Genomic DNA, 17,960 nt, shown 5'->3' with positions numbered 1-17,960 from the left:
CGGGCCCCACTGTAACCACCGAGTAGAGGCATGGGACGATTATCGACGTTGTTTGCGCCGGAACGTGTCGCAGTGGTCGGGGCGACCGATTCGGAGGGGTCCGTCGGTCACGCGGTCACCACGAACCTGCTTGATTCGTTTACAGGGGAGGTCGTGGCCGTGAACCCGAACAAAGAGGCAGTACATGGATTGCTGTGTTACGACAACCTCGCCGGCCTGGATGACCCTGGGTCGGTCGATGTTGCCGTCGTCGTCGTGCCGCCGACGGTGGCGGTCGATGTCATCGAGAACGCCGGGGAAGCGGGTATCGAAAACGTCGTCGTTATTACTGCTGGCTTCGGTGAAACCGGCAGTGACGGGGCCGAACGCGAGCGACGGCTCCGCGAGGCGGCCCGCGAATACGACCTGAATCTGGTCGGCCCGAACAGCCTCGGCGTGATGTCGACACCCGTCGGGCTCAACGCCACCTTCGGCAATGTGATGGCCAGCGACGGCGACATCTCTTTTATGAGCCAGTCGGGCGCGTTCATCACCGCCGTGCTGGACTGGGCCGCCGAGCGCGACGTTGGCTTCAAAGACATCGTCTCGCTCGGGAACAAGGCGGTACTCGACGAGAGCGACTTCGTCGCCGAGTGGGGCGACGACCCCGATACCGACGTTATCCTGGGCTATCTTGAGGACATCAACGACGGGTCGTCGTTCGTACAGACGGCTCGTGAGGTGACACAGGACACGCCGATTGTCCTCGTCAAGTCCGGCCGGACGGACGCGGGTGCGAGCGCGGCGGCCTCCCATACCGGCGCAATGGCCGGATCGGAGCGGGCCTACGAGGCGGGCCTCGACAAAGCCGGGACGCTCCGCGTCGAATCCGTACAGGAACTGTTCGACTACGCCCAGATTCTCGCGGGCCAGCCGCTCCCGGACGGAGACGAAATCGCTATCGTGACGAACGCCGGCGGTCCCGGCGTGATGACGACCGACGCGGTCGGCGACTCGGACCTGCAACTCGCGCAGTTCGGTGACGAGACGTTCTCCCGGCTCCGCGAGGAGATGCCCGACGAGGCCAACATCTACAACCCAGTCGACATCATCGGCGATGCGCCTGCGGAACGCTTCGAGACAGCACTGGAAACGGTGCTGGCGGACGACAATGTCTCGATGGCCGTCGTCGTTGCCTGCCCGACAGCAGTGCTTTCCTTCGAGGAACTCGCGGAACGCGTCGTCGAGCAGCAGGAGCGGTTCGAGAAGCCCGTTGCGGCGACACTGATGGGCGGGAAGTCGGTCGATGCCGGTGCGAACGTCCTGAGCGAGGCGGGCGTGCCGAACTACTTCGACCCGGCCCGCGCCGTCGGGAGTCTGGACGCGCTCAGACGCTATCGTGAGATCAGGGCGACCGAGTACGAGGAGCCGACGACCTTCGACGTGGACCGCGAGCGGGCCCGCGAGATACTCGAATCCGGTGCCCGGCGCGGGTCGAATCGGCTCGGTGTGGAAGCGATGGAACTGCTTGACGCGTACGGGATTCCGACACCGCAGGGCGATGTCGTCTCCTCACCCGTCGAAGCAGAGGCTATCGCGGAGGAGATCGGCGACGACGTGGTGATGAAAATCGTCAGCCCGGACATCCTGCACAAGTCGGACATCGGCGGCGTCGAGGTCGGTGTCCCCGTCGAAGACGTCCGAGATACCTACGAGGACCTCGTCGTCAGGGCGCGCAACTATCAGGAGGACGCGACGATTCTCGGCGTTCAGGTACAGGAGATGGTCGACCTCGACAACGGCGTCGAGACGATCCTCGGAATGAACCGCGACCCGCAGTTCGGGCCACTGCTGTTGTTCGGCCTCGGCGGTATTTTCGTCGAGGTGCTCGAAGACAACACTGTCAGTGTCGCCCCTGTCAGCGAGACCGAGGCAAGAGGGATGCTCGACGACATCGACTCCGCACCGCTGTTGCGCGGTGCGAGGGGCCGCGACCCCGTCGACGAAGCGACGCTCGTCGAAACCATCCAGCGGCTCTCGCAACTCGTCACTGACTTCCCCGCTATCGTCGAACTGGACATCAACCCCCTCGTCGCGACGCCCGACGGGGTGCAGGCGGTCGACCTGCGGCTCACCCTCGACCAGGAGAAACTATGACCGACACGAACACGCTACTCGTCACGTCACTGGAGGAAGGTATCGGCAAGACGGCTATCACGCTCGCGCTAGCGACGCGCGCCCACGACGCGGGCTACGACGTCGGCTACATGAAGCCCAAGGGAACGCGCCTGCGGAGCGCGGTCGGCAAGACGCGGGACGAGGACCCGATGCTCGCCCGCGAACTGCTCGATCTGGAGACCGACCTCCACGACATGGAACCCATCGTCTACTCGCCGACGTTCATTCAGGAAGCCATCCGCGGGCGTGAGGACCCGGATGACCTCCGCAAGCGACTGCAGGAGGGTATCGAGGCGTGCTCGGACGGGACCGACCTGCTCCTTGTCGAAGGGAGCAGCGATCTGGCGACTGGCAGTATCGTCGATCTTACTGACATCGATATCGCGGAGCTGCTCGACGCCCGCGTGCTGTTAGTCACCGGCTACGACACGCCCAGTGACACAGACGAAATTCTGTCTGCGGCCCGGGCAATCGGCGACCGGCTGGACGGCGTCCTGTTCAACGGCGTCACCGACGCGACGGTCGATGAACTCGCAGACGACGTGGTTCCGTTCCTCGAAGGCGAGGGGATTCCAGTCCACGGCATTCTGCCGCGTGACCGCTCGCTCGCCGGCGTCACCGTTGCCGACCTCGCCCGGAATCTCGGCGCGGACATCCTCACTGGCGATGCCAACACCGACGTACACGTCGAGCGGTTCAGCGTCGGCGCAATGAGCGGGAGCAGCGCGCTCGAACGCTTCCGGCGGACGCGCGATGCCGTCGTCGTCACCGGCGGTGACCGCTCAGAGGTCCAGACCGCGGCCCTCGAAGCGTCCGGTATCAAGGCGCTCCTTCTCACAGGTGGGTTCCAGCCCCCCAGTGCGGTTATCGGACAGGCGGCCGAGAAAAACGTCCCAGTGCTGTCAGTCCAGTCGGATACGCGGACGACGATAGACAGGGTTGAGGAGGTACTTCGAACCGGGCAGACGCGCAACGAGGCAACGGTCGACCGTATGCAGACGCTACTTGACGACGGTGTCGACATCGAAACGCTGCTGTCAGTCGATCTGTAGGACCGTCGTTTCGGCTGGGGGTTAGTTCGTTCCTAACGGAACACGGTCCCGCGCTACGGGGTAATCTCCAGATGAAACGTGCCTTACTATTTTAGTGATCGGTAGTCAAGCATCAGATGGAGCCTCACCGGCTCCGTAGTGTCACACGACGGGGGTCTGCCCCCGTTCCATCCCCTTGGGCAACGCACCGACAGCTACTGCTTGAGAGCCGGCTGTAACACTGACTGCGGGAGATGCGTTCTGAGGACGTCAACCACGCAGTCCGCCGGTTCGATGTCAAGCGGTGGAACGGACCAGACGGCACATCCAGTCATCCGCTCGATTACCTCCGGATTCGTGCGTTCTGCGGTCGTCGCACCTTCGTATTCGTTGAGCACGACACCGACGACTGGCACGCCTCTCCGGCGGAGCGCCTGGACTGTTAGCGCCGTGTGATTGAGCGTGCCAAGCCCCGAACGGGCGACGACCAGCGCAGGAAGCCCGACATCCCCGACGAGGTCGATGACCTCTCGACCGTCCGCCAGCGGGACACGCAGGCCGCCGATACCTTCGACGACGGCTGTCTCGCTCCCTGCTACGATGTCGGCGACCCCGTCGCGAATCGCCTCGTAGGAAAGCGTGACATCCTCGGCTGATTCTCTCGCGGCCACTTCCGGTGCCAGTGGCGGCGACAACCGTTCCAGACAGACTGCGGCGTCCGCGGTCCCGCAGACGGACTCGACGAACGCCGCGTCGTCGTCCGGCGGATGTCCGGTCTGGCAGGGCTTGATAGCGACCGCCTCCGTACCCGCGTCCCGTAGCCAGCCCGTCAGCCCGGCGGTCATAACCGTCTTGCCGACGCCGGTGTCGGTGCCGACGACAAACACGCCGTCCGCAGCGATGTGGCCAGTCCCGCGGTCAGAGCCCGAATCCCCACTTGTGTCGCTCATAGCACATCCACCGCTTTGCCCGCGGTTCGGAAAGCGTCGAGACACCGCGCAATGTCGTCGTCGGTATGTGTCGCCATCGGCGCGACCCGGATACGAGCGGTCCCCTCTGGTACCGTCGGCGGCCGAATCGCAGGGGCAACGATACCGTGGTCGCGCAGGCGGTCGGCCAGCTCCAGCGCGTCGCTACGGTCGCCGACGACGACCGGAAGAATATGCGTCTCGCCAAGCACCTCGTAGCCCATGGTCTCCAGCCCGTCCCTGAGTGTCGCCACGGTGTCCCAGAGCGCCGTCGTACGGTCAGTCTCGCGAGCGATTCGCAGCGCCTCTTGAGCCGCCGCGGCGTTCGGTGGCGATAGGCCGGTCGAGAAGACAAACGACCGCGCGGCGTTCAGCAGGTATTCAATAAGCACTTCGTCGCCGGCGATATAGCCACCCTGGCTCGCCAATGCCTTCGAGAGCGTGCCCAACTGCACATCGACGCGGTCACTCAGCCCCTCGCGCTGGACGACACCGCCACCGCTGTCACTGAACAACCCCGTCGCGTGTGCCTCATCGACCATCACCCACGCGCCGTACTCGTCGGCGGCGTCGCAGATAGCCGACAGGGGCGCGATATCTCCGTCCATCGAGAACACAGAATCGGTGACCACGAGCCACTGTTCGTCCCCGTCGACATCGGCCGCTCGCGTGTCCAGTTTCGCCCGGAGGTCGTCCGGGTCGCAGTGGTTGTAAACGACCGTCTCGCTCGCCCCGACGCGACAGCCGTCGATAATCGAGGCGTGGTTCAGTTCGTCCGAAAAGACGACATCCGGGGCCAGCGCGTCGATAGTTCCGATGTTGGCCGCGTAGCCCGACGAGAACACCAGGGCTCGCTCGGTCCGTTTCGAGGCCGCGAGGTCGCGCTCCAGCCGGCGGTGGACCCGCGTGTCACCAGTGACCAGCCGTGAGGCCCCTGCGCCGGTCCCGACAGTCCGTGCGCCAAGTTCGGCCGCTCGCTGGACCCGGCTGTCGTCGGCCAGCCCGAGGTAGTTGTTCGAGGCGAAGACGGCGGCCTCGTCCCCGAATTCCGGTGGTTCTCCCTTCGGGTCGTCGGCAAAGCGGGTCCGCGCCGAGACGGACTCGGCGACTTCCAGATGCCGGCGGAGGTTCTGTGCCTCGCGCTGTTCGAGTCGGTCGTTCAAATCGAAGCCGTGAGTCATGAAAAACAGAATCAAGCGGTTTCAGAAGCCGGGCATCAGGTCGGCAGGGCCGAACACACCGTAGTGCCCGGCGCGGTTGTTGCGGACGCCGGCTTTCAGATAACCCAGTGCCGGCCCGTTGACGTTGGCCTCCATGCTCGTCACATCATCCAATTCGAAGGTATTCGTTCCCGTTTCTCCGTCGAATGTTGTGCCCGTCACGCTGACCGTCGTCGTGGTCGGTTTCTCGTCCGAGCGCACGTCGAGGACGCCGCCGACGTGGACGTCCTCGGCGTCACAGATGCCCGCACGCTCCAGTAGCACGTCGTCGGCGTGCTCCATGTCGTGGAACTCAAGCACGCCGTCGTGTTCGTCGATGAGTTCCTCGATTTCTGCTTCGCTCATCTCCCGGGCTGTCTCGATGTCGTAGCCGTCGAGATGGGCGATGTCCTCCCGGACCGTCCCCCGGTTGTCCTCGTAGCCGGACTTGAGGCCGACGCCCCACCAGATCTCGACTTCCTCGACCTCGACGAAGGACTGGGCGGCGAGCGCCGCCGCGCCGGTCAGGAAGCCGGGGGTCGCGCCCGCCCCGCAGACGAACGTGATGCCCGACTCCTTCAGTTTCGCCTCGCGGTCGTCGAGCATCCCGATGACGCGGGAGCGCTTGAGCACATCTATCATGACTCCCTCGTAGTCGGCCTCAGCGAAGCGCTCGGCCACGCGCGGGATGAAATCGTGTTCGAGGTTCGGCAGTGCCAGCAGAACGGCGTCGACAGCGTCGCTCTCGTGGATAACGTCGTCGATGGGCGTTTCTGTGGGTTTCCCCTGTTCGCTTGCGATAATGCCGGCCTCCTCGCCGTGCTGTTTGACGCCGTCGGATTTGGCGGCGGCCGCGCCGCCGTCGGTCGCAACGTCGTCGTCGAATCCGCCGTCTTGTGGCCCACTCGCGATATTGCCTTCCGTCGCCGCCAGCAGTTCGTCCACGTCGAGACCGTCGTGGTCGATCGCCACGCCGTTGCGGTCACAGGCCGCGACGGCGGTGAGGCCGTCCTTGTGCTGTGAGACTTCGAGCGTCCGCCGTCCGATACCACCGGTTCCAAGCACTGCAAAGCGTATGTCGTCCATTGTCAGTCGTCGGATTTGAGCTCTGATTTGGTCTGTGCTGTTCCTGCCGCCGTCTCGGTGTCTGTCTCGTCGGTCGCGCGTTCTTTGACCGCCTCGGGGTCGAACTCGTTTGCTTCGGTGTTCGGTTCGAGCCCGGCCTCCGCCATGATTTCGAGGTCGTCGGCGGCCGTCTGGCCCTCAGTAGTGAGGTAGTCACCAGTGAGAATGCCGTCCGCGCCGGCCTCCAGTGCGGCCACCTGTCCGTCCGTATCGAGATTTACCTCGCGCCCGCCGGTCAGGCGCACGCGGGATTCGGGATGGAGCAGGCGATACACTGCGATGGTCTTGACGACCTCCTCGGTCGTGATGTCGGGCAGCCCCTGTTCGGCCATGGGGGTTCCAGCGACCGGGTTCAGGATGTTCACCGGAAGCGAGGAGATCCCGATATCTTGCAGGGCCATCGCCGCGTCGACTCGGTCCGTCGGGGACTCGCCCATCCCAAGAATTACGCCGGCACATAGGTCCATGCCGGCGTCCTTGGCGACCCGGAGCGTCTCGACCCGCTTCTCGAAGGTGTGGGTCTGGACGACCTCCGGGAAGTATCGGGGCGAGGTCTCGATGTTGTGATTGTAGTGGTTCAGCCCCTCGTCGGCCAGAATCGCCGCTTCCTCCTCCGTGAGGATGCCGAGGCTGGCGTCGACCTCCACGTCCGTCTCGTCACGGACGAGGCGGATGGCTTCGAGGACCTCCTCCCACTCCTCCGGGCGGTTCTCCTTCGAGACGCCCTTCTCGGCGACGACGATTCCGAACCGCTGTGCGCCGTCGCGCTCTGCCCGCTGTGCGGCCTCCAGTATCTTCTCGGGGCCGAGGAAGCCGTAGTTGTCGATGCCGGTGTCGAAGTGGACCGACTGGGCGCAGAAGCCACAGTCTTCCGCGCAGTTGCCGGCTTTGGCGTTTACGATTGAACACGCATCAACCGTGTCGTCGCCCAGTTGCGTGCGGACGTAGTCGGCCCCGGCCGCCAGGTCGTCGACCGGCTGTGCGATGAGTGCTAGCCCGTCCCGGCGGTCGAGGCGTTCGCCGTCAAGCACGCGGGCGACGGCGTCGTCTACCGTTTGGTTGCCCGTCTCGTAAACCACACTCTCGGTGTCGGTTGACGGTCTGATAAAGATTCGGGTGAGTCCGGCGATGGATGTGTCAGCCGCGGGGGTACGGTTTTACCAGCCCCGGTGCTACAGACCCGCATGGCTGGTTCGACGGAGACGGGAACCGAACACGTCGCCGAAGACGGCCACGAACACCGGAGTCGATGGCCGCTCGTCGCTGCAATCGGTGCCGCGTCGCTGTATCTGAGCGTTGGTCTGGTGTTCGTCGGGCTGGACCTGGTTCCGACCGTAGTCCCGCTCGCGCTAGGCGTACTCGGCGCGGGCGGTCTCGTCGCGGGGCTCGCTGGCTGGGCCAACGAGGCGTTCATCGCCGACTACCTGCAGCGGCCCGGAGACTCCAGCGCAGACCTGTACGCCACGACGATGATCCTGTTCCTCGTCTCCGACGTGGCGACGTTCGCCGCTGGCTTCGTCTACTACGCCGTCATCCGGGCCGGGTCGTGGCCGCCGGCCCACCTCCCGCCGCTGCTCGGCTCGCTCGTGGTCGTCAACACGGCGCTACTTCTCGCTAGCAGTGTGACGCTCCACTACGGGCATGAGGCACTCGAAGACGGAAACCGGAAGCGGTTCCTCGGCCTGCTCGGGGTGACGCTCGCGCTCGGCGTCGTCTTCCTCGGCGGACAGGTGTACGAGTACTACGAGTTCGTTGCCGTGGAGGGCTTCGGCATCGGCTCGGGGGCGTTCGGGAGCGCGTTCTACGGCCTGACCGGCCTCCACGGCCTGCACGTCGCGCTCGGCGTCCTGCTGCTCGGTATCGCGTTCGGTCGCGCGCTCCGGGGCCACTACACGCCCGAGCGGGACACGGCTATCCGGACCACGTCGCTCTACTGGCACTTCGTCGACCTCGTGTGGGTGGTCCTCGTTGTCGTCCTCTACGTCGGCGCTGCGCTCTGAATGAACGCCGAGTGTATGGTCGCTACTTCGACCGGCCGGCCCGCTGTTCTAGCCGCACCAGTCGCCGGTACAGGGGCGGGGCCAAGATGCCGAGAAAGCCCAGCGCAATGGCGAACACGCCGAGCGGAAACTGGAGCGGCGCGGCCGCGAAACAGGTGTTCTCGGCGACGAGAGTAACGTAGTACCGCTCGCCCTCGTAGGTAACGATAGACCCGCGACGGAAAGCATCGGCGTTGGGTACGCTACCGACGACTTGTTCCTCACCGACCGGGTCGTCTACAGCCGTCAGAAACGCCGTCTGCTCTGCCGAAGAGAGGTCTTCGAAGGTTACCTGTGGGAGCCGCGGCCCCTCGTCCCCACCGAACCGCTCGGCGGTCTCCTCCGGCCCTTCCACGCCGATAGTCGGGTTTCCGCAGTTCTCCAGCTCCGGTTCGATAATTGCGTAGCCGCCGGGCACGGCTCCGGCGATACCGACTGCGATGAGCAGGACGCCGACGAAGGGCGCGAGATACTGGAACACAAACGAGTCAGCGCCGTCGCTCATCTGTCAGCCGCCCCCATCGGTCCGGGTCTGTAGCACCTCGTCCGATTTGAGATACTGGAAGGTCACGGTCAGCCCGATGCCGTACGCCCAGTGGGAGACGACGACGAAGGTGAGGTAGCCGACGAACGCGAGCCCGCTCTGGCCGGTGTAGAAGGCGATGGCGAACCCGCTGGAGATGAGCGTCGCAAACACCAGCCCGGTTTCGAACAGCAGGCGACCGGGGAGGTAGTCGGAGAACGCAAGGAACAGGAGCGGCCAGGTGACGGTCCCGCCGATGAGGAACAGGACTGCGCCGATGGCCGGGCTCGCGGGCAGTCCGACCAGTTCGGCGATTTCACCGAACGAGACGGGGTCGAGGACGCCGATGAGTATCGCTGTAATAAGTCCGCCACTCATCAGGACTGTCCCGACGAAGCCGCCGGCTGCGGCCATCCAGGCGTTCCGAGAGACCGTCTGGGCGACGGTGCCGACGCCGCCGGCCAGCCCAGTCGGTTCGGCTTCAGGGGCGTAGGAGCGCCGCGTCGTCTCCGGCTCCGTCGGCTCCATGTCGTACTTGTCCATCAGCCGCTGTTCGAACCACTGCCACTCGCGGGTGAACTGGTTCGTCGCCTTCAGCCCCCACGGGTCCGTCGTCGTCACGGGCGTCCCCCGCCAGTAGGAGACGAGCATGTTGTACAGCCACAGCAGGGCGCTCAGGCCGATGACGTAGCCGCCCACCGTCGCAATCTGCTGGGCGAACTGGTACTCCGGCGGGTAGATGGCCTGCCGCCGCGGGAGCCCCAGCCCGCCGATGACCAGCAACGTCATGAACGTCACGAACGAGCCAAAGACGATGAGCAGCGACTGGAACCGCGCCAGCCGCGTGTCGTACCACCGGCCGGTGATGAGCGGGTACCAGTAGTAGCTCGCGGCGATCATCAGGAACGGAATGATACCGACGACGATGAGATGGAAGTGCCCGACGACGTAGTAGGTCCCGTGATAGAGGATGTCGACGGGGATGACGGCGAGGAACACGCCGGTGACGCCGCCGACGATGAACGTCCCGATGCCGCCGGCACACAGAATAAATGGCGCAGTCAGCCGGATGTCCCCTTCCCACATCGTCGTGATCCAGTTGAACACCTTGATGGCGCTCGGGACGGCGATGGCGATGGAGACGGCCATAAAGGAGAGTTTGACCCGCGGGTCAGCACTTGTCGTGAACATGTGATGGGCCCAGACGCCAAAGGAGAGGACGCCGAGCCCCAGCGTCGAGTAGACGATGAACTGGTAGCCGAACAGTTTGCGGCCGACGAACTTCGGCAGGATGAGGCTCATCAGCCCCGTCGCCGGGAGAAAGAGGATGTACACTTCGGGGTGGCCCCAGAACCAGAACAGGTGTTGCCAGAGGATGGCACCGCCGCCCTCGGTGGCGAAGAAGGCCGTCCCGAGGTTTCGGTCGAGCAGGAGCATCACGAGAGCGCTCCCGAGCAGCGGGAAGGCGAACAGCGCAATCCCGCTTGTGACAAGCATATTCCACGAGAAGATGTCGAGATTTGCCCAGCTGACGCCCTCACCGCGCTCGTAGACGATTGTGGTGATGAAGTTGATGGCTCCGACCGTGGTGGCGATGCCGGAGAGATGCAAGCCGAGCAACAGCAGGTCAATCTGTGGGTTCGGTTGCTGGACCGACAGCGGGGCGTACAGCGTCCAGCCGACGCTCACCTCCCGCATCGTGAGGAAAAACCGGATGGCGTCGGCCGGGAGGACCAGATTCAGCACCTGGCCGAGCACCTGAATCAGGAGGCCCATCCGGACGAGCAGCAGCGCCGGGGGCAAGAGCCAGAACCCGACGGCGTTGACCCGCGGAAATGCCATATCGTCGGCCCCGATGAGCAGCGGCAGGACGTAGTTCCCGATGCCAAAGAACACGGGCAGGACGAAGAATATCAGCATCGTCAGCCCGTGCGTTGTAAACAGCGCGTTGTACGTTTCCGGCGTCCAGATGTCCGCCGGCGGCGTCAGCAGTTCTGTCCGGAGCATCATCGCGTCGACACCGCCCCATAGACCGGCGGCAGTGCCGAACGCGATGTAGAGCAGACCGATATCCCGGTGGTCCGTTGTCGTCAGCCAGCGGTACACTTCAGACTGGAGTCGACCGATTTCGAATTCAATCTCCTCTCGGGTCGTGTAGCCGCCGTCGCTCTCCGGTCGTGCTTTCTGCCGCTCCCGGAGCCACAGAAGAAGCACCGCCAGCGCCAGCACGGCCAGGGCGGTCCCCTCGACGATAGCCCTGTTCAGCATCTGTCTGTGGCTCGGCACGCCGGGACGAGTGCTCGGTCAGTCATGCTATACGTTACCACTTTCTGACAGGCCCACGGTCATAAAACTACGCAGGGGGCTTGGGTCCGTAGCAGTAACGGCCTCTATGTCCGTGGCTTGGGCAAGTTATTTGACATGCGAATTGGTACAGTGTGACAATGCGTCTCCGACGGCGCGTGATACAGGCAAGTCTTGTCGTGGTCGGACTCTCGCTACTTGCTGCGCCGGCCACAGCGCAGTCGGTCAACAGGGCGGCTATCGACGACCTCAACGAACAGCTCCTGTACGTCGCTCTGCCGCTGACATTGTTCGTCGAACTCACGCTCGTGTACGTGATCTACCGGTTCCGGAACAACGACGACCCGCAACCGACGGTCGACGACCCGGCGCTAGAGGTGACCTGGACGGCCGCGACGGGCGCGATACTCGTCTTCGTCGGCGTCTCGGCGTTCGTGGTGATGGCGAACCCCTACATCACGCCCGCGGCGGCCCAGGCCGCCGACGGGGACGACGCCTTCGCGGACGACACCGAGATAGACGTGCTCGCCTACCAGTGGGGCTGGGAGTTCTCCTACGCAGAGGCGAACGTCACGACTGAAGAACGGCTGGTCCTTCCCGCGGACAGGAACGTCACGTTCAGGCTGCAAACGACGGACGTGATTCACGCGATCTACATCCCGCAACTGGGCGTCAAACAGGATATTTTCCCCGGCCGGACGATGACAGCCAGAACGCGCGCCACTGACCCCGGCGAGTACCGGCTGTACTGCGCCGAGATGTGCGGGGCCGGCCACAGCAAGATGGACGCCACTGTTGTCGTCAAGAACCAATCGGCCTACGACGCCTGGCTGGAGAACCGGACGGCCACGGCGGGCTGAGCCTTCTCAGTACAGGTCGTCGAGTTCGTCTTCGGTGTGGCTGTGTGACTCGCCCGGGAACTCGCCAGACTCGACGGCGTCGATATACTCGTCGACAGCGTTGGCCACCTCACCGCGAACGTCACCGAACTGCTCGGCGAAGGGGGGACTCCGCTCAGAGAGGCCAACCACGTCGGTGAACACGAGCACCTGGCCGTCGCAGTCGCCGCCGGCTCCGATGCCGATGGTCGGGATGTCGACGGTCTCAGTAACCTGAGCGGCGAGGTTGGCCGGGATGTGTTCGAGCACCAGCGCGAACGCGCCGGCGGCCTCGTGTTCTCGCGCGAGGTCGAGGATTTCCTCGGCCTCCTCCCGGCCGGTCGCCTGTCTGGTGTAGCCGGTCTGGTTCACGCTCTGGGGCGTGAGCCCGAGGTGGGCCATCGTCGGGATGCCCAGCTCCGTCAGTCGCTCAGTCAGCTCGACCGTATGTGGCCCTGATTCGAGCTTGACCGCGTTCGCACCCTCCTCTTTCAACATTCGTCCGCAGTTCTGGATGCTCTCGCTCTCGTCTGCGCCGAAGGAGAGAAACGGCATATCGGCGACGACCAAGGCGTCGTCTGCGCCGCGTGCGACCGCGCCGACCCGGGACGCCATCTCGTCGAGGGTGACCGGGAGCGTGTCGTCGTGACCGAGAACGGCGTTCCCCATACTGTCGCCTACGAGAATGATGTCCACACCGGTGTCATCTACGATGCTCGCGGTCACGGCATCGTACGCTGTCAGCATCGTGATCGGCTCCTCACCAGCCATCGCCTGCAGATCCCGGACAGTTGGCATATCCGAGCGGGGGCGCGCCTCCGCCTTACCTGTTCGGGTTGCGCGACTCGGTCAGGAAATCGCAAGGCGCTTGCCCCACCTAGCTGTACCATCGGACGTGCCAACAGTCGAGAAGACGGACCCGGACGGCGTAGATTTCGGGTGGGTAATGCAGGTCACGTTCGTGACGACGATTCTCGTCGGCTCGCCGCTCGTCGTCCTCGCGTCGACCGCGGTCACGCTTCAGACATGGACCGCGCGGGCGCTGTTCGCGGTCCGCGTCGGCGCGCTCATCTGGTTCCTGACGGCCGTCTGTGTCTACCTCTACGCGCGGTACCGGGCCTGATCGAACTCGCTCGCCCACTCGAAGGCCATCCCGGCCCGCTGGGCGGCCGTCGCGTCGCTCTCTGAATCGCCGACAAATACGGCTGCACCGGGATCGACCCCGATTTCGTCGGCGATCGCCAGCAGTCCCTCCGGATCCGGTTTCGATGACGCGACGGTGTCACGGCCGACGACCGGGCCAACGTAACTGTCGAGGTCATGAACGTCCAGCGCCAGCTGGCACGCCTCCTCTGCGTTGAGCGAGCACACGCCGACAGGGACGCTGTGTGGGAGCCCCTCGGCGAGCGCCAGTCGCTCCGACTCGTGCGCACCGGTCCGCTCGTGGTCGGTGATCGTCGCTTCGACGGCGTCACGGTGGCCAGTCTCCGAGGACAGCGTCAGCATCTCCCAGAGGTCGCGGGCCCCAGGGTCGACGTTTCGGTCGCGCAGGACCGTCGCAACGTCGCTGGTCACCGTCCCCCAGTCGACAGCCAGCCTGACGAGCGTCCCGTCAAGGTCGTAGATGACGGCGTCGTGTGTCACATACAGTGGTACGGCCGACGCCCGCAAAACCGCTTCGCACTCTTGGACTCACTCCAGCAAGTCCTGTGCGATGATGTTTTGCTGGATTTCGCTGGTCCCCTCGTAGATAGTCGTCACCTTCGCGTCGCGGTAGAAGCGCTCGACGGGGTAGTCGGTCGTGTACCCGTAGCCGCCGTGGATCTGGATCGCCTCGTTCGCCACATCGACCGCTGTCTCACTTGCGAAGTACTTCGCCATGCTCGCTGCCGCTCTCGGCTGCTCGCCGCGTTCTAGTTGCTGTGCGGCGTTCCACGTCAGTAATCGCGCGGCCTGCACATTCGTCGCCATGTCCGCGAGTTTGTGCTGAATCGCCTGGAACTCGCTGATCGGCTGGTCGAACTGTTCGCGTTCCGTGGCGTAGTCGAGGGCCTCGTCGAGCGCGGATTGTGCGAGGCCGACCGCCTGAGCGGCGATAGCGACCCGGCCGGTCGTCAGAATCGACAGCGCTGCGGCCAGCCCTTTGCCTTCCTCAGTCAGTTGGTAGCGCTCGGGCACGCGGACGCCGTCGAACTGGAGGGGGGTCGTGTCGCTCGCACGGAGGCCGAGCTTGTCCTCTTTTTCGCCGGCGGTGAGCCCGTCGGTGTCTTTCGGCACCAGAAACTGCGTTATCGAGTCGGGGTCGTCGGGGTCGGTCTTCGCGAAGACGATGACGACGCCAGACCGTTTGCCGTTGGTTATCCACTGCTTCTCGCCGTTGATGACGTACTCGTCACCGTCCCGTCGAGCGGTCGTTGACATCTCCCGCGGATTCGACCCCGCCTGTGGTTCTGAGAGCGCGAACGCGCCGACCGGGCGGCCGTCAACCATCTCCGGGAGCCAGTCGTCTTGCACTGCCTTGGAGCCGAACTGTGCGATACATGAGGTCGCGAGGCAGTGGACAGACAGCGCCGTCGCGACCGCAAGCGACCCATACGCGAGTTCCTCGTTGACCAGCGCGTACGTCGGCTTGTCGGCGTCGAAGCCGCCGTATTCGGCTGGCGTCGTCAGTCCAGTGATGTCGATATCTGCGAGCCCGTCCCAGCACTCTTCGGGAAAGGACTGCTCACGGTCGGCATCGGCGGCTTTCGGGCGGATATCCTCGACGGCGAACTCTCGAACGGTGTCACGGATGGCTCGCTGCTCAGCGGAGAGATCCATACCGACAGTTACGCCGGAGTCGGCAAAATATCAGGGGGTCAGCTGGACTCGACGAGGTCGATGTCGAGGTACTGTTCGAGCGCCTTGATCGTCGACCCGCCGACGTTCGCCTGCGTCGCGCGCCCTTGCTCGACAGCGAGGATGTCCGCTTCGTCCAGATCGAGCTCCTCGGCCAGTTCACTCGTCTGCAGTCCCTCGTCTTGGCGCGCCTCTGTCACGCGCTCGCCGTACTTGCTGACCAGATACGGGAGCTGGTCGTCGTCGTAATCAGCGCCGTCCTCCCAGTGAGACGTGTCGGCTTGCTGTGCGTCCTGTAGCTTCGCCGCGTTCTGTGCGGCTTTGCGTTTCCGGTTCTGCTCGTCGCGCGAGCTGTCACTACCCGTCGTTCGCTCGTTTTCCCCGTGGTCACGTGCACAGCTGTCACACACCTGAAGGGTCGCACCAGCGACGTTCGCGGTCTGGAGGTCGCCGTCGCTACCGCAGAGCTCACAGCTCCCGCCGGCGCTGTCGCCACCACTGCCGGTCGAGTATTTGGCCATGCCCCCCGTAGCGGTTTCGTGATATTTCAAACGTCCGGTTCGACCGAGTGTCACACCCTCCCGGGGCGGCTCTAAACGAAAGCGCTTTTATTTACCCACCGGGAACAGTTGAATGCACTAAGCAAGAGCGCGCGTGGGTAGCCAAGCCAGGCCAACGGCGCAGCGTTGAGGGCGCTGTCCCGTAGGGGTCCGCCGGTTCGAATCCGGTCCCACGCACTCTCAGAGTGCAGGTGCATTCCCTTGGGACTGCACCCACGCAAACTTACTTCGGACACAACGCTTCCAGAGCGTTCGCCGTCCAGTCCGTTCTCAAGAAATCGAGAGACGTGTCCCGAGCGAGCGCACGCCTCGCTCACCGCATCTCGTCGAGCGCGACAGCGTGCTCGATGTCGACCGAAATCCAGTGAGTCGGGAGCTCACCGTCCTGATCGCTGAAGACGGTGAGCTCCGTCGGGTTGTCCGCATCGTCGACCGCATAGTCGAAGCGAGTTGCTCCCGCGGGGCGAGCAGACGGGTCACGGAGTGGGTCATACACCGACATCGTCAGTCCCTCGTTTGGAACGAGGCGGACATTCCTCATAAGCGGCAGTTGCGATTCCTGCGGTGTGGGAATCAGGTCTGACACCGAGGGCGGAGTCTGTAGTCGGAGTGTCCAGGCCGGATTCGAACCAGAGCAAGAAATGCTCGCTCACAACGGTTCGCTGCGCGTTCTTTGCAGGGTTCGAATCCTCATTCCGCATTCACGCCACTCACGAGTTGTTCAAGCCGAGAAGTGCGCGGGACCGGATTCGAACCGGCGGACCCCTACGGGATAGCGTCCTAAGCGCTACGCCTTTGGCCTGGCTCGGCAACCCGCGCGCACCAGTCGATATCCGCGTTGGCATCAAGAACCCTTCGCTTGCCGGCGACGAAGGTTTAGGTGGGAGGGGGAGCAATGGAGTGATATGTACCGCGCCAGTGACCGCATCGAGCACGATACGTGGTTGTCCGACATCGAAACAGCGTCGGACAGGCTCGACCTCGGGACGGCGGCGCGGTCCCACGCGGTCGACCTGTTTCTCTCGACAGTCCCGGAGGAAGACCGATCGAAACAGGCGACGATGGCGGCCAGCGTGTACGTCGGTGCCTTGGTTGCCGGTGAGGAGCGCTCCCAGTCAGCCGTCGCAGAGGCGACGGGCGTCTCCCGGTTGACGATTCAGCAACGCTGGAAGGACCTGCTGGAGACAGCCGGACTCGAAGCGCCGGGCTGGTAGCTACGGAATGTTTTGTCGGCCAGTGCGGTTCGGGGTGAGGTTCCCGTGTTCGTCGATTTCGCCCTTGACGATCCGGGTCGACGAAATGATGTCGCCGTCTTCGGCGCGGACGTGCGGGACGACTTCGATTTTGAGCGGGTCGTGGCCCCGTTCCTCGCGGATTTCGTTGATTCGGCGGCCGCCAGTCTCTGTCTCGGGCGAGACGACGAGCGTGTCGAACTGCGGCTCCGTGGCGATGCCGGTCGGCTCGGTGAGTTCCCGGACCTCCCACTCGCGCCCTTTCTCAGCGGCGAGCGTCGCGAGTTCGTCGGCGAGTGCGGATTGCCGTTCGCTGAACGGGCGAACGTGGCGCTGGTCGTGGCGCGTCTTCGGCGCGAGGTCGTCGCTGGTGAGGCCGACTGTCACGTCCCCGAGTTCGAATGCGCGTTCGAACAGCGCGCGGTGTCCGTCGTGAATCGGGTCGAACGTTCCCCCCAGCGCGACATTCATATCCCGGGCAACGGCACGGGTAGGTTTAGTAATATCGACTTGCGAAACAGCTCGCTTGAGCGGGGTTTGACTACACGTCGGCGTCGTCGTTCTCGTCCTCAGATCCGCCCTCGTCGCTGCCAGTATCTTCGCTCGCGTCGGCGTCGTCGTTCGCATCCTCGACAGAGATCGTTACCGGCTCGTCGTCAGGTTCTAGTGTCGTTTCGCCACCGATGTGATCGTCGAGGTTGAACACCGTGTTCAGTTCCGACTGGATGTCACCGACGATGGTGTTGACGAGGTCGCTCGGCGAGATGGCGCTGTACTCGTAGGGGTTGTTGCCCGCGCCGTCGCTCTCACGCTTTTGACGCGTTACAACCTCTTCCTCGGTGAGCGCGGCCAGGGCCTCGCGGACAGTGCTCGGATACAGGCCGGTCCCCTCGGCTATCTCCTCGCTGGTGCTTTCGGGCTGCTGTCGCAAGTGAACGTAGATCCGCGCCCGCGTCTCCGTGTCGAGGACCCACGCCAGCAGGTCGACAATCCCTTCGTCGAACTGCTCGACCGCGCGGTCTGCCTCCTGCTCGATTCGGTCACGGACATCGTCTGTGTCCTCGAGGTCGTCGTGGTCGGTGTCGTCTGCAGACATACGTTGTCTC

19 protein-coding genes and 2 tRNA genes are annotated in these 17,960 nt (G+C 64.4%); 7 read left to right on the top strand and 14 right to left on the bottom strand.

Going from position 1 to position 17,960, the window contains the following annotated elements:
• Window positions 1-30 precede the first annotated feature (30 nt).
• Both BVU17_07415 and BVU17_07410 read left to right on the top strand, forming a co-directional pair.
• Window positions 31-2,136 (top strand): acetyl-CoA synthetase, encoded by a 2,106-nt coding sequence (locus tag BVU17_07415; protein AUG47356.1) that lies wholly within the window; start codon window positions 31-33, stop codon window positions 2,134-2,136.
• Window positions 2,133-3,209, top strand: a complete 1,077-nt coding sequence (locus BVU17_07410; protein ID AUG47355.1) for a hypothetical protein — start codon at window positions 2,133-2,135, stop codon at window positions 3,207-3,209. The genes BVU17_07415 and BVU17_07410 overlap by 4 nt, the downstream gene beginning before the upstream one ends.
• A 194-nt stretch (window positions 3,210-3,403) precedes the next feature.
• Here BVU17_07410 and BVU17_07405 read toward each other — a convergent pair whose 3' ends face one another.
• From BVU17_07405 to BVU17_07390, 4 genes are read right to left on the bottom strand one after another with little or no spacing between them, the layout of a single operon-like run.
• Window positions 3,404-4,138: a dethiobiotin synthase gene (locus tag BVU17_07405; protein AUG47354.1), complete on the bottom strand. Its 735-nt coding sequence runs from the start codon at window positions 4,136-4,138 to the stop codon at window positions 3,404-3,406.
• On the bottom strand, window positions 4,135-5,337 hold the full coding sequence (locus BVU17_07400; protein ID AUG47353.1) for an 8-amino-7-oxononanoate synthase: 1,203 nt from the start codon (window positions 5,335-5,337) through the stop codon (window positions 4,135-4,137). The genes BVU17_07405 and BVU17_07400 overlap by 4 nt, the downstream gene beginning before the upstream one ends.
• Window positions 5,338-5,358: 21 nt before the next feature.
• Window positions 5,359-6,441 (bottom strand): transcriptional regulator, encoded by a 1,083-nt coding sequence (locus BVU17_07395; protein ID AUG47352.1) that lies wholly within the window; start codon window positions 6,439-6,441, stop codon window positions 5,359-5,361.
• A 2-nt stretch (window positions 6,442-6,443) separates the two neighbouring features.
• Complete coding sequence (locus BVU17_07390) at window positions 6,444-7,559, bottom strand: biotin synthase BioB (GenBank protein AUG47351.1); 1,116 nt, start codon at window positions 7,557-7,559, stop codon at window positions 6,444-6,446.
• Window positions 7,560-7,664: 105 nt separating this feature from the next.
• On the opposite strand from BVU17_07390, the gene BVU17_07385 reads away from it, so the two are divergent.
• Entirely contained in the window at window positions 7,665-8,480 is an 816-nt protein-coding gene (locus BVU17_07385) for a cox-type terminal oxidase subunit III (GenBank protein AUG47350.1), read from the top strand.
• A 22-nt stretch (window positions 8,481-8,502) separates the two neighbouring features.
• Here BVU17_07385 and BVU17_07380 read toward each other — a convergent pair whose 3' ends face one another.
• Window positions 8,503-9,024, bottom strand: a complete 522-nt coding sequence (locus BVU17_07380; protein ID AUG47349.1) for a hypothetical protein — start codon at window positions 9,022-9,024, stop codon at window positions 8,503-8,505.
• A 3-nt stretch (window positions 9,025-9,027) separates the two neighbouring features.
• Complete coding sequence (locus tag BVU17_07375) at window positions 9,028-11,310, bottom strand: cytochrome C oxidase subunit I (protein AUG48860.1); 2,283 nt, start codon at window positions 11,308-11,310, stop codon at window positions 9,028-9,030.
• A 176-nt stretch (window positions 11,311-11,486) separates the two neighbouring features.
• Between BVU17_07375 and BVU17_07370 the strand changes: the two genes are divergently transcribed.
• On the top strand, window positions 11,487-12,206 hold the full coding sequence (locus BVU17_07370; GenBank protein ID AUG47348.1) for a cytochrome c oxidase subunit II: 720 nt from the start codon (window positions 11,487-11,489) through the stop codon (window positions 12,204-12,206).
• A 6-nt stretch (window positions 12,207-12,212) separates the two neighbouring features.
• Here BVU17_07370 and BVU17_07365 read toward each other — a convergent pair whose 3' ends face one another.
• Window positions 12,213-13,022 (bottom strand): 3-methyl-2-oxobutanoate hydroxymethyltransferase, encoded by an 810-nt coding sequence (locus tag BVU17_07365; protein AUG47347.1) that lies wholly within the window; start codon window positions 13,020-13,022, stop codon window positions 12,213-12,215.
• A gap of 97 nt (window positions 13,023-13,119) precedes the next feature.
• On the opposite strand from BVU17_07365, the gene BVU17_07360 reads away from it, so the two are divergent.
• Window positions 13,120-13,347: a hypothetical protein gene (locus tag BVU17_07360; GenBank protein AUG47346.1), complete on the top strand. Its 228-nt coding sequence runs from the start codon at window positions 13,120-13,122 to the stop codon at window positions 13,345-13,347.
• On the opposite strand, the gene BVU17_07355 is transcribed toward BVU17_07360, so the two are convergent.
• The 3 genes from BVU17_07355 to BVU17_07345 are packed head-to-tail and all read right to left on the bottom strand — an operon-like array spanning window position 13,326 to window position 15,583.
• Window positions 13,326-13,868 (bottom strand): phosphoglycolate phosphatase, encoded by a 543-nt coding sequence (locus BVU17_07355; protein AUG47345.1) that lies wholly within the window; start codon window positions 13,866-13,868, stop codon window positions 13,326-13,328. The genes BVU17_07360 and BVU17_07355 overlap by 22 nt on opposite strands.
• A gap of 48 nt (window positions 13,869-13,916) precedes the next feature.
• Window positions 13,917-15,044: an acyl-CoA dehydrogenase gene (locus BVU17_07350; protein AUG47344.1), complete on the bottom strand. Its 1,128-nt coding sequence runs from the start codon at window positions 15,042-15,044 to the stop codon at window positions 13,917-13,919.
• Window positions 15,045-15,082: 38 nt separating this feature from the next.
• Entirely contained in the window at window positions 15,083-15,583 is a 501-nt protein-coding gene (locus tag BVU17_07345; protein ID AUG47343.1) for a transcriptional regulator, read from the bottom strand.
• Between the two features lie 131 nt (window positions 15,584-15,714).
• Here BVU17_07345 and BVU17_07340 point away from each other — a divergent pair.
• Window positions 15,715-15,799, top strand: a tRNA-Leu gene (locus BVU17_07340).
• Between the two features lie 136 nt (window positions 15,800-15,935).
• Here the strand turns inward: BVU17_07340 and BVU17_07335 are convergent.
• Entirely contained in the window at window positions 15,936-16,124 is a 189-nt protein-coding gene (locus tag BVU17_07335) for a hypothetical protein (GenBank protein AUG48859.1), read from the bottom strand.
• Between the two features lie 232 nt (window positions 16,125-16,356).
• A tRNA-Leu gene (locus tag BVU17_07330) sits at window positions 16,357-16,441 on the bottom strand.
• An 86-nt stretch (window positions 16,442-16,527) separates the two neighbouring features.
• Between BVU17_07330 and BVU17_07325 the strand changes: the two genes are divergently transcribed.
• On the top strand, window positions 16,528-16,836 hold the full coding sequence (locus BVU17_07325; protein AUG47342.1) for a cyclin: 309 nt from the start codon (window positions 16,528-16,530) through the stop codon (window positions 16,834-16,836).
• Here the strand turns inward: BVU17_07325 and BVU17_07320 are convergent, their stop codons facing one another.
• Window positions 16,837-17,325 (bottom strand): phosphopantetheine adenylyltransferase, encoded by a 489-nt coding sequence (locus BVU17_07320; protein AUG47341.1) that lies wholly within the window; start codon window positions 17,323-17,325, stop codon window positions 16,837-16,839.
• A 70-nt stretch (window positions 17,326-17,395) separates the two neighbouring features.
• Window positions 17,396-17,950: a transcriptional regulator gene (locus BVU17_07315; GenBank protein AUG47340.1), complete on the bottom strand. Its 555-nt coding sequence runs from the start codon at window positions 17,948-17,950 to the stop codon at window positions 17,396-17,398.
• Window positions 17,951-17,960 lie beyond the last annotated feature (10 nt).

The organism is Haloarcula taiwanensis, assembly GCA_002844335.1.
Taxonomy (GTDB): Archaea; Halobacteriota; Halobacteria; order Halobacteriales; family Haloarculaceae; genus Haloarcula; species Haloarcula taiwanensis.
Note: the sequence above shows the minus strand (reverse complement) of the source record. Positions and strands in the feature narration are given on the sequence as shown.